We start from the raw sequence: 12,477 nt of genomic DNA, 5'->3' as shown, positions 1-12,477 counted from the left end.
ACATCGGCTTGGGGAAACACCCTAGGATCGAGACACGAAAAAACACAGGGTGCAAATTCAAAGCCTCAATTGAGTCACTGGCCATTCGGCCTATTCAATTGGTTCCATCGTATTTCTTTTCGGGTAATTACATGGAAATTCAATCTGTTTCGACGTCACGGCGCAGCGCTCCAGACACGCTTCTGGAAGATCTGTTCGTGCCGCGGGCGAACCCGGAAACGCCGGGCGGGCGGCACGCCGTCTCCATGCCCCTCGCACCCGAATTCATGCAACGCCGGGCACAGGCGTCCGCAACCGGTGGCCAGTTGCCCGACACCCTGTTTGCCGGCGCGTGGCTGCTGCTGCAGTCGCGGTGGCTCGGCGTGCTCTGGCCGGTGCTGCATGAACTGGCAGGCGCCAAGGCGTTGCACATGTCCACGACCGTGGCCTTCGACGCCATCTGCCCCGCGGGCACCTGGATCGCGGATCTCGATGCCGCCCGTCGCGCGGCGAGCCCTGCCGCCACCGGCGCGCAGTCGCCCGTCTCGCTGTGGCTGCGCGATGCCGCCGACACGGCCGAACCCGACGCCCGCCTGCGCCTCTGGCTGGACGAAGCCTCCGGCTCCCTGCATATGGATGTGGCGGCGGCCTTGATGGACATGGCCTGCGCCGAGCGCCTGCTGGCCGCACTCGCCGACACCGCCGCCGACCTGCTGGCCCGCCCCGATGCCGCGCTGGACGACATCCGCACCCTGCCCGTCGCAGACAGCCACGACCAGCTCGTCCGCTGGAACACGCCCCCGTCGGCGCTCGACCGCACGCTCACCGTCACAGGCATGTTCCGCCGCCAGGCCGCCGCCGCCCCCGAGGCCATCGCGCTCGCCGAAGGCGAGGTGCAGATGAGCTACGCCGAACTCGACCGCCGCTCCGACCAGCTCGCGCGCCGCCTGCAGCAACTGGGCGTGCGAAGCGGCGACGGCGTCGGCCTGCTGCTCGACCGCTCGCTGGGCGCCGTCGTGGCGCTGATCGGCATCCTGAAGGCGGGTGGCGCCTATGTTCCCGTGCCGACCGACTTTCCGCCCGAGCGGATCGCCTACATGTTCGCGGAGGCGCAGGCCCGCCACGTGATCACGGCGCAAGCCTTTCGCCACCTCGTGCCGGCCGAACAACGCGTTCTGCTGCTCGACGATGCCTTGGACAACGAAGATCGCAGTTCATGGAATGAGCCGGCCATCGACGACGAGTCGGTTGCGTACGTCATGTACACCTCGGGCTCGACCGGCACGCCCAAGGGCATCGAGATCTGCCACCGCTCGATCCTGCGGCTGGTGGTCGGCGTCGACTATGTCGAGCTCGCGCCCGGCCGCGCCATGCTGCACGCCGCGCCGCTGGGCTTCGATGCGGCCACGCTCGAAATCTGGGGTCCGCTGCTCAACGGCGGCTGCTGCGTGGTGCACGACGAGCGCGTGCCCACCGGCGCCGGCCTGGCTCGCACCATCGCGCGCCACGACGTGCATACAGCCTGGCTCACGGCCGCTTTGTTCAATGCGGTCATCGACGACGACCCGGCCCATCTCGCGGGCCTGCGCCACCTGTTCACCGGCGGCGAGGCGCTCTCGGTGCCCCACGTGCGGCGCGCGCTCGCCGCCCTGCCCGGCCTGGCCCTGAGCAACGGCTACGGCCCGACCGAGTGCACCACCTTCGCGACCACCCACCGCATCGCGCCGACGCTGCCCGCCGACACCCGCTCCGTGCCGCTCGGGCGCCCGATCAAGGACACCGTGCTGCGCGTGCTGAGTCCCTCGATGGCGCTGCTGCCCTCCGGCCTGGTCGGGGAGCTGTGCATCGGCGGCCACGGACTGGCGCGCGGCTACCTGCGCCAGCCCGAACTCAGCGCCGACCGCTTCGTGCCCGATCCCTTCGGCGGTGCGGCCGACCGGCTCTACCGCACCGGCGACCTCGCGCGCTGGCTGCCCGACGGCACCATCGAATTCATCGGCCGCCGCGACGGCCAGGTCAAGATCCACGGCCACCGCATCGAGACCGGCGAGATCGAAGCCGCCGTCCTCGCCCACCCCGGGGTGCAGTCTTGCGCGGTGGTCGCCCGGCCCGATGCCGATGGCCAACTGCGCCTGGTGGCGTACCTCGTGGCCCGGGGCCCGAAGCTGTCGTGGCAGGCGCTGCGCACGCACCTCGCGGCCCGCCTGCCGGCGGCGCTGGTGCCTTCGGCGCAGGTCTGGCTCGATCAATTGCCCGTCACGCCCAACGGCAAGCTCGACCGCCGCGCGCTGCCCGAGCCCGCCGCCGGCCGCCCCGAGCTTTGGCAGCCCTACGAGGAGCCGCACGACGCCGTCGAGCAGCAGGTGTGCGAAGCCTTCGCGCGCGCGCTGCGCATCGACAAGGTCGGGCGCAACGACAACTTCTTCGACCTCGGCGGCGATTCGCTGCTGGTGCTGCAGGTGCTGGGCGAGCTTAAGCGCGACACCGCGCTGCCGCTGTCGACCAACCTGTTCTTCCGCGACCCGACGCCGAAGGCAATGGCCGCACGGCTGCGTCCCCCGGCGGAGGCATCCGTGCAGGCGGCATCGCAGCCGTCCGCCCCGCGCGCCGCCGCGCCGGCTTCCGACGCGGTCGCGCTCATCGCCACCGCGGGCCGCTTCCCCGGTGCCGCCGACGTGGAGCAGTTCTGGGACAACCTCGTTGCCGGCCGCGACACCATCACCTTCTTCGACGACGCCACGCTCGACGCCGGCGTGAGCCAGGCGCTGCGCAGCGACCCGTCCTACGTTCGCGCACGCGGCGTGATCGACGGCATCGAGAACTTCGACGCCGCCTTCTTCGGCATCGGCCCCAAGGAAGCGCAGCTCATGGACCCGCAGCAGCGGGTGTTCCTCGAGATCTGCTGGGAATGCCTGGAGCGCGCCGGCTACGTGCCCGACGCCGCGCCCGGCCCGGTCGGCGTGTATGCCGGCATGTACAACGCCACCTACTTCCAGCGCCATGTGAGCACCCGGCCCGACCTGGTGGAACCGGTCGGCGAATTCCAGGTGATGCTGGCCAACGAGAAGGACTACATCACCACGCGGGTGGCGAACCGGCTCAACCTCACCGGTCCGGCCGTCAGCGTGCACACCGCCTGCTCGACCTCGCTGGTGGCCGTGGCCCACGCCTTCCACGCGCTGCGTACCGGCCAGTGCTACATGGCGCTGGCGGGCGGCGCATCGGTCACCTGCCCGCCGCGCAGCGGCTACCTCTACAACGAGGGCTCGATGCTCTCGCCCGACGGCCACACGCGCAGCTTCGACGCGAAGGCCCAGGGCACCGTCTTCAGCGACGGCGCGGCCGTGGTGCTGCTCAAGCGCCTGGCCGACGCGCAGGCCGACGGCGACACCATCTACGCCGTGCTGCGCAGCGCCAGCGTGAACAACGACGGCGGCGCCAAGGCCAGCTTCACCGCGCCCAGCGTGGACGGCCAGGCCGCGGTGATCCGCGCCGCGCTGGCGGCGGCCGAGGTCGACGCGCGCAGCATTTCCTACGTGGAGGCGCACGGCACCGCCACGCCGATGGGCGACCCGATCGAGGTCGAGGCACTGGCCGTGGCCTACGCCGAGCACACCGACGCGCTCGGCTACTGCACGCTGGGCTCGCTCAAGAGCAACGTGGGCCACATGGTCACGGCCGCCGGCGCGGCGGGGCTCATCAAGACGGCGCTGGCGCTGCACCACGGGCAGATCCCGCCGACAGTGCACTTCGAGACGCCCAACCCGGCGATCGACTTCGCGCGCACGCCCTTCCACGTGAACGCCAGCCTGCAGCCGTGGCCGCGCGGCGACCTGCCGCGCCGCGCGGGCGTGAGCTCCTTCGGCGTGGGCGGCACCAATGCGCACGTCATCGTCGAGGAAGCGCCGCCGCGGCCGGCATCGCCCATCGCCACCGGCGAACAGGTGCTGCCGCTGTCGGCACGCTCGGAGGCTGCGCTGGCCGTTGCCGCCGAGCAGCTCGCGGCGCACCTGCAGGCGCATGCGGAACAACCGCTGGCCGACGTGGCCCACACGCTGGCGGTCGGCCGCAAGGCTCACGCCTTCCGCCGCGTGGTGGTGGCGGCCGACACGGTGCAGGCCATCGAGGCGCTGCGTGCCGCCGATTCGCCCTGGCGCGCCAGCGGCCGGCTGGCCTCGCGCGCACCGCAGCCGGTGCTGATGTTCCCGGGCCAAGGGGCGCAGTACGCCGGCATGGGCAGGGTGCTGCACGCGGCCGACCCGGTGTTCGCCGCCGCCTTCGACGATTGCATCGATGCCATGGCAGGCGCCACCGGCTTCGACCTGCGCGAGCGCATGTTCTCGGACGACCCGAAGGCGCTGTCGCCCACCGCCGTCACCCAGCCCGCGCTCTTCACCATCGAATACGCCCTGGCGAGGCGCCTGCTGGCCACCGGCGTGCGGCCCCATGCGCTGATGGGCCACAGCGTGGGCGAGTTCGTCGCCGCAGTGCTCGCGGGCGTCATGCGGCTCGAAGATGCGGCCCGGCTCGTCGCCCGGCGCGGCGCGCTCATGCAGGCACTGCCGGCGGGCGCGATGCTGTCGGTGCGCATCGGCGCGGCCGAGCTGGAGCAAAGGCTGGGCGCCTCGCTCTCGCTCGCCGCCGAGAACGGCCCCACGGCCTGCGTCGCCGCCGGCCCCTTCGAGGCCATCGCCGCATTGCAGGCCACGCTGGAAGCCGAAGGCATCGCATGCCGCGCGCTGCAGACATCGCACGCCTTCCACTCCGCCATGATGGACGGCGCCGTCGCGCCCTTCGAGGCGCTGGTGGGCCAGGTGGCGCTGAATGCGCCACAGACGCCGATCTTCTCGACCCTCACCGGCCGGCTGCTGGAGGCGCAAGAAGCCACCAGCCCCGCCTACTGGGCGCGGCACCTGCGCGGCACCGTTCGCTTCTCGCCGGCCGTGCGCGCCGCGATGGAACACGCCGCGCAGCCGCTCTTCATCGAAGCCGGTCCGCGCAACACCCTCTCCACGCTGGTCCGCCAGCACGGCGCGAGCGCTGCCGTGCCGCTGCTGCACGGCGAGCCCGCCAACGAACACCGCACGCTGTGCCTGGCCGTCGGCCGGCTGTGGACCTGCGGCGCGGAAGTCGAGCTGTCGCGCCTGTCCAGCCGCACCGGCGCCCAGCGCGTGCGCCTGCCGACCAGCCCGTTCGAACGCAAGCGCTTCTGGGTCGACATCGCCGCCGCTCCCGAAACCGCCGGGGCCGCCGAAACCGCCGCGATCCCCGCCGCCCCTCTTTCAGTCTCGCCCGCCCCTTCCGCCACACCCACACCTTTGGAGCCGATCGTGACAGCTGCAGCGACCTCGCCTCTCCCTTCCTCCGCGTCCTCCCCTCCCGTCGATGCGCGCCTGCGCGCCTTGTTCGAGGACATCTCCGGCATCGACATGGCGCAGGCGGAAGGCCATGCGCCGTTCGGCGAGCTCGGCCTGGATTCGCTCACGCTGACGCAGGCGGCCACCCAGATCAAGAAGCACTTCAAGGTCAACCTGAGCTTCAGGCAGCTGATGGAGAACTACCGCTGCTTCGACGCGCTCTCCGCGTTCCTGCGCGAGAGCCTGCCGCCCGAAGCGGCGCCGGTCGTGGCGCCCGTCGTGGCGGCTGAAGCGCCCGTGGTGCAGCCGCCCGTTCAAACCCCGGCGCCCGCACCGGTGGCGTACGCCCCGATGCAAGGCCACGCGGCCTCCAGCCCGATCTCCCAGCTGATTGCGCAGCAAATGGAATTGATGCGCCAGCAGCTCGCCCTGCTCTCGGGCACCGCGCCCGCCGCGCCGTTCATGCCGCAGACGGTGCAGGCGCCGGCCGCCGCCGCACCGGTCGCGGCGGCACCCATCGCCGAAGAGCCCGCGCCGTCGAAGGAGCCGCTGCGCTACGACGTCGCCAAGGCCTTCGGCGCCATCGCCCGCATCCACACCCAGCGCACGGCCGAGCCCAGCGGCCGCCAGAAGGCCCGGCTCGCGGCGTTCATGCGCCGCTACATCGAGCGCACCATCAAGAGCAAGCAGTTCACCGAGGCCAACCGCTCGCACATGGCCGACCCGCGCGTGGTCAACGGCTTCCGCCCGGTCACCAAAGAGATCACCTACCAGATCGTCATCGAGCGTTCCAAGGGCTCGAAGATGTGGGACCTGGACGGCAACGAATACGTCGACGCGCTCAACGGCTTCGGCATGAACATGTTCGGCTGGCAGCCCGACTTCGTGCAGGACGCCGTGCGCAGGCAGCTCGACGCGGGCTACGAGATCGGCCCGCAGCATCCGCTGGCCGCCGACGTCACCGCGCTCATCTGCGAGCTCACGGGCAGCGACCGCGCCGGCCTGTGCAACACCGGCTCCGAGGCCGTGATGGCGGCGCTGCGCATCGCGCGCACCGTCACCGGCCGCAGCACGGTGGTGGTGTTCACCGGCTCCTACCACGGCACTTTCGACGAAGTGCTGGTGCGCGCCGGCAAGGGCGGCAAGGGCCTGTCGGCCGCGCCGGGCGTGATGAGCGGCATGTTCGGCGACATCCGCGTGCTCGACTACGGCACGCCCGAGGCGCTGGCCTTCATCCGAGACAACGCCGACGACCTGGCCGCCGTGCTGGCCGAGCCGGTGCAAAGCCGCCGGCCCGACTTCCAGCCGCGCGAGTTCCTGCACGAGCTGCGCGAGATCACCGCCAAGAGCGGCTGCGCGCTGATCTTCGACGAGGTCATCACCGGGTTCCGCACCGCGCTGGGCGGCGCGCAGGAGCTGTTCGGCGTGCGCGCCGACCTCGCCACCTACGGCAAGGTGATCGGCGGCGGCTTTCCGGTGGGCGTGATCGCGGGCAAGCGCGAGTTCATGGACGCGCTCGACGGCGGCGCCTGGCAGTACGGCGACGACTCCATTCCCGGCGTGGGCGTGACCTACTTCGCCGGCACCTTCGTGCGCCATCCGCTGGCGCTGGCGGCGGCCAAGGCCTCGCTCCTGCACCTGAAGGAAGCCGGCCCCGCGCTGCAGGCCGGGCTCACGGGCAGCACCAGTGCCATGGCCGCGGAAATGTCGGCCTGGTGCAAGGAGGTCGGCGCGCCGATCGAGATACGCCACTTCGGCTCGCTGTGGCGCGTGAGCTGGCTCGAAGACCACCCGCTGCAGGACCTGCTGTTCGCCATGATGCGCAGCCGCGGCGTGCACATTCTGGACAACTTCCCGTGCTTCCTCACCAGCGCGCACAGCGCCGAGGACATCGCCTTCATCCAGCGCGCCTTCAGGGAATCGGTCGCGGAGATGCAGGAATCGGGCTTCCTGCCGCGCCGCGCCGCGGTCGTGACCAGCTTCGACGTGCGCAAGCCGGCCGAAGAAGGCTCGGTGCTGGCGCGCGACGTCGACGGCCAGCCCTTCTGGTACGTGCCGGAGGCGCAGGCATCCACCCACCACGTCAATGGAAAGGCCGCAGCATGAACGCCGTCCTGCGCCCCGAGACCGACACCGGAACGGGCCCCGCCACCAGCGGGATCATCGAGTGCGTCATCCCGACCACCGAATCGCAGCGCGAAGTCTGGCTCGGCGCCATGCTGAGCCCGGAGGCTTCGCTGGCCTACAACGAATCGGTGCTGCTGCGCCTGCACGGGCCGCTGAATGCGCAGGCGCTGGGCCTTGCGATGGCCGCGCTGGTCGAGCGCCACCAGTCGCTGCGCGCCACCATCTCGCCGGACGGCACCTGCATGCTGGTCGGCCAGGCCCCGGCCGAGCCGATGGGCATGATGGACCTCGCCAAGCTCGACCCGCCATCGCGCGAACAGGTGCTGGCTTCCGCGCACAACGCGGCGGTGTGCACGCCCTTCTCGCTCGAGCACGGGCCGCTGTTCAGGGCAGTGCTGTATCGCCTGGGCGAGGACGACCATGAACTCGTCATGTCGGCCCACCACGTGGTGTGCGACGGCTGGTCGTGGGCGGTCATCACCGAGCAGCTGGGCCACCTGTACGCCGAACAGATCGGCCAGGGGCTGCGGCTGAAGGCCGCGCCGTCCTATGCCGACTTCGCCGCGGCGGAAGCCGCCGAAGCCGCGCACCCCGACATGCAGCAGCACGTGGACTACTGGCTGGAGCGCTTCTCGGGCGGCACGCCGCCCGTGCTGGAGCTGCCGCTGGACCACCCGCGCCCGGCCGTGCGCACCTTCACTTCGCTGCGTGCCGAACGCACGCTCGACCGCCGCCTGGTCACCGCCATGCGCTCGGTCAGCAGCAAGGCCGGCACCAGCCTGTTCGCGGGCCTGCTCGGCGCCTTCGTCGCCACGCTGCACCGGCTGACGGGGCAGGACGACATCGTGGTCGGCATTCCGGCCTCGGGCCAGCTGGCGCGCGACATGCCCGGCCTGGTGGGCCACTGCGTCAACCTGCTGCCGCTGCGCGTGAACGCACATGCGCACCTGCGCTTCGACGCGCTCATGAGCGAATGCGGCACCGCCGTGCTCGACGCCTTCGAGCACCAGTCGCTGACTTACGGCGCGCTGCTCGGCCAGCTCTCGCTGCAGCGCGACGCCAGCCGGCTGCCGCTGGTGAGCGTGATGTTCAACGTCGACCCCGACGTGGCGAGCGGCACCGACAGCTTCGTCGGCCTGTCCGTCAGGCAGGACACCGTGCCGCGCCAGTACGAGAACTTCGAGCTGTTCCTGAACCTGCGCCCGCTCGAAGGCGGGCTGGTGATCGAGGCCCAGTACAACACCGGCCTGTTCGACGAAGTCAGCGTGCAGCGCTGGCTCGACATGTTCGAGTGCGTGCTGCGGTCGGCCACGCGCGACCCGTCCGAGGCCATCGGCCGGCTCGAGGTGCTGTCGACCGAGGCCTCGCTGGTGCTGGCCGCGCTGCAGCCCGCGCCCACCGAGCTGCTTGGCGACCCGCTGGCGCATGCCGGCTTCGTGGCCCGCGCGCTGCTGCACCCCGAGCGGCCGGCGCTGCGCGACGGCGCGCGGCGCAGCACCTACGGCGAGCTCGACGCGCAGTCGAACCGGCTGGCGCATGCGCTGCGCGAGCGCGGCATCGGCCGGGGCCAGCACGTGGGCCTGTGCCTGGAGCGCGGCACCGACATGCTGGTGGCCTTGCTGGCGGTGCTGAAATCGGGCGCCGCCTACGTGCCGCTCGACCCCGCTTTCCCGCAGGCGCGGCTCGACCACTACGCCGAAGACGCGCGGCTCGGCCTGCTGCTCACCACGTCCGACATCGCGACGGCACCGCGCCAGTGGCGTGTCGACGCGAGCCAGCACATCTTCGAGATCGACCGCGACACCGCCTGGCAACAGGGCCCCGCAACGGCGCTCGAGCCGGGCGAGCTCGACGCCGGCGCCGAAGACCCGGCCTACGTGATCTACACGTCGGGTTCCACCGGCAAGCCCAAGGGCGTGAGCGTGCCGCACCGCGGCGTGGCCAACCTGCTGCAGTCGATGCGCGTGGAGCCCGGCATCGGCGCGGCGGACCGCATCGCGGCCGTCACCACGCTGTCCTTCGACATCGCCGTGGCCGAGCTGCTGCTGCCGCTCGCGGCCGGCGCCGAGATCGTGATGGTGCAGCGCGAGACCGCCATGGACGGCAACCACCTGCGCGCCCTGCTGGAGGAAGAAGACGTCACCATCCTTCAGGCCACGCCCGGCATGTGGCAGCTGCTGCTCGACGCCCAGTGGCCCGGCGCGCCCGGCTTCCGGGGCTGGATCGGCGGCGAGCCGGTGCGCCCGCGCCTGGCGCTCGAGCTGCTCGACCGCTGCGAACAGCTGTGGAACGTGTACGGCCCGACCGAGACCACCGTGTGGTCGACCGTGTGGAACATGCAGCGCGACGTGGTCGCCTCGCGCGGCGTGTCGATCGGCCATCCGATCGACAACACCCAGGTGTGGATCCTCGACGCCGAGCTGCGCCCATGCCCGCTCGGCGTGCCCGGCGAAATCTGCATCGGCGGCGATGGCGTCACGCTGGGCTACCACGACCGGCCCGAACTCACGGCCGAGCGCTTCGTCACCGCGCGGATCCTCGGCCATGCCACGCCCCTCTACCGCACCGGCGACCGGGGCCGCTGGCGCAACGACGGCCTGCTGGAGCACATGGGCCGGCTCGACTTCCAGGTGAAGGTGCGCGGCTACCGCATCGAGCCCGGCGAGATCGAGGCCCGCTGCAACGAGGTTGCCGGCGTCTCGCGCAGCGTGGTCGTGGCGCGCGAAGACAACCCCGGCGACGTGCGCCTGGTGGCCTACCTCGCCCTCGCGCCGAACGCGGCGGGCGCCGCCTTCGACCTCGAGGCGCTGATGCAGCACCTGCGCGGCAGCCTGCCGGCTTTCATGCTGCCGCAGCACGTGGTCACGCTCGCCAGCCTGCCGACCCTGCCCAACGGCAAGCTCGACCGCGCCTCGCTGCCGGCACCGCAGGCCGTGCCGCGCGAAACCATGCAGCGCGGCGCAGGCCCGCGCACCGACAGCGAGCGCAAGGTGCTCGCGGCCATGGAGCAGGTGCTGAGCCTGCCCGGCCTCGACATGAAGGACGACTTCTTCACCATGGGCGGCCATTCGCTGCTGGCCGCCCGCCTGGCCACGCTGCTGAGCCGCGAGTTCCAGATCACGCTGCCGCTGCGCACGCTGTTCGAGGCGCCCACCGCCGAGCGGCTGGCAGTGGCCGTCGAGGCGCTGCAAGGCACCGGCGCCGGCGAGCAGGTGCCGCTGCCCAACCGGCCCGACCGCACCACCGCGCCGATGACTCCGTCGCAGGAGCGCATCCGCTTCATGGAAGAGCTGCACCCCGGCCGCTCGGTCTACAACGCGCCGTCGGCGCAGCGGCTGCTGGGCGACTTCGATGCGGCGCGCTTCGAATCGGTGCTGCGCGAGATCATCCGCCGCCAGCCCGCGCTGCGCACCAGCATGGGCACCGACCCGCGCACTGGCGAGCCCGTCCAGTCGATTGCGCAGTCTGTGGATTTCTCGCTGCCGGTGATCGACCTGCGCGACCTGCCCGCCGACCAGCGCGAAGCCGAGCTGGCCGAGCAGATGCAGGAGCTGGCCGACCGCCCCATCGACATCCACCGCGCGCCGATGGCGCATGCGGCGCTGTTCAAGCTCGACGAGCGCGACCACGCCTTCGTTTTCGTGCCGCACCACCTGGTGTGGGACGGCTGGTCTTTCGACCTGATGCAGCGCGAGCTTTCCGCGCTCTACGACGCCGCCGAGCGCGGCCGCCCGCACGGCCTGCCGGCCATCGCCACCACGCACGGCGACTACGCCGAGTGGCTCGCCCAGTGGATGAAGGAGCCTGCGTTCGAAGAGCAGATCGGGTTCTGGCGCAAGCGCTTCGCCGCCGCGCCACTGCCCCGGCTGCCCAACACCGACATGCCGCGCCGCGCGGGCAAGAGCGGCCAGGGCGGCACGCAGTGGATCCACATCGACCTCGCCGCCACGCAGCGGCTGCGCGAAGTGGCGCGCGGCATGGACGTGACGCTCAGCATGCTGACCTTCGGCCTCTATGCGCTGACCATGGCCCGCACCATCGGCTCGGACGCCATCGTCATCGCCAACCCGGTGCGCGGCCGCCAGCAGCCGGAGACCGAGGACGTGATGGGCGTCTTCAACAACGTGCTGCCGGTGTCGCTGCAGATCGACATGCGCCAGTCGCTGCCCGAGTTCATGCGCTACGTGAAGCAGGAGCTGCTCACGCTCATGAACTACCAGCAGGTGCCGTTCGAGCGCCTGATGGCCGAGCCCGGCTCCGGCGGCCAGGCCAAGGCGTCGGGGCCGTACCAGTCGATGTTCTCGTTCCAGGACGCGCGCGACCGCTCGCGCCGCCTGGGCAGCCTGCAGACGCGGCAGATGCACCTGATGCAGCGCGGCGCCACCGACGACATCGGCGTGTGGCTGATGGACAAGCCGAGCGGGCTGGAAGGCGCGCTGATCTACAACGCCGACATCTACCTGCGCGAGACCGGCGCCCAGTTGCGCGAGCGCTACCTCGAACTGCTGCATCGCGCCGGCGACAGGCCCGAGGCCAGCCTGGACTACATCGCCAGCGCCGAAGGCTCGACCAGCGCCGCCTACCTGCGCAAGCTCGCGGCCGACACGTCGCGCGCCGAGGCGCCGGCCGGTGCGGCGGCGGGCGCGCCCAAGGCCAAGGCCGGGCTGATGAACCCCGAGCAGGCGCAGCTGGCACAGGTGTGGGCCGGCGTGGTCGGCATCGACGTCAACGACATCCGCGCGAGCGACAACTTCTTCGATCTCGGCGGCGATTCGCTGCTGGTGCTGCGCGCGGTGCAGCAGACCGAACTGCTGCTGGGCTACCGCGTGGAGCCGCGGCGCTACCTGTTCGAGAACCTCGGGCAGATCGCCGCCTCGTCCACCTTCCAGCCGGTGAACACGACCGGCCCGGACAGCATTCCGTCGGAACTCCAGGGCCTGCCCGCCGCCGCCACGCCGCCGCGCGGCGGCCTGCTGGGACGCGCCTTCGGCGGCTGGCTGCGCAAGAGCTGAGG

General features: G+C 71.5%; 2 protein-coding genes. Both read left to right on the top strand.

Annotated features, from left to right (window positions below):
* Positions 1 to 245 precede the first annotated feature (245 nt).
* Positions 246 to 7,442, top strand: coding sequence for an amino acid adenylation domain-containing protein (locus tag WIX39_RS17475; RefSeq protein WP_409195466.1), 7,197 nt, complete (start codon positions 246 to 248; stop codon positions 7,440 to 7,442).
* Positions 7,439 to 12,475: a non-ribosomal peptide synthetase gene (locus WIX39_RS17470; protein ID WP_106934503.1), complete on the top strand. Its 5,037-nt coding sequence runs from the start codon at positions 7,439 to 7,441 to the stop codon at positions 12,473 to 12,475. The genes WIX39_RS17475 and WIX39_RS17470 overlap by 4 nt, the downstream gene beginning before the upstream one ends.
* Positions 12,476 to 12,477: the final 2 nt, after the last annotated feature.

The organism is Variovorax sp. AB1(2024), from assembly GCF_037482385.2.
Lineage (GTDB): Bacteria > Pseudomonadota > Gammaproteobacteria > Burkholderiales > Burkholderiaceae_C > Variovorax.
The sequence above is the reverse complement of the archived record's forward strand: the minus strand, read 5'-3'. Positions and strand labels throughout refer to the sequence as shown.

Coding starts and splice junctions, on each gene's coding strand:
- WIX39_RS17470 (WP_106934503.1), top strand. CDS start 7,439: ATGAACGCCGTCCTGCGCCCCGAGACCGACACCGGAACGGGCCCCGCC.
- WIX39_RS17475 (WP_409195466.1), top strand. CDS start 246: ATGCCCCTCGCACCCGAATTCATGCAACGCCGGGCACAGGCGTCCGCA.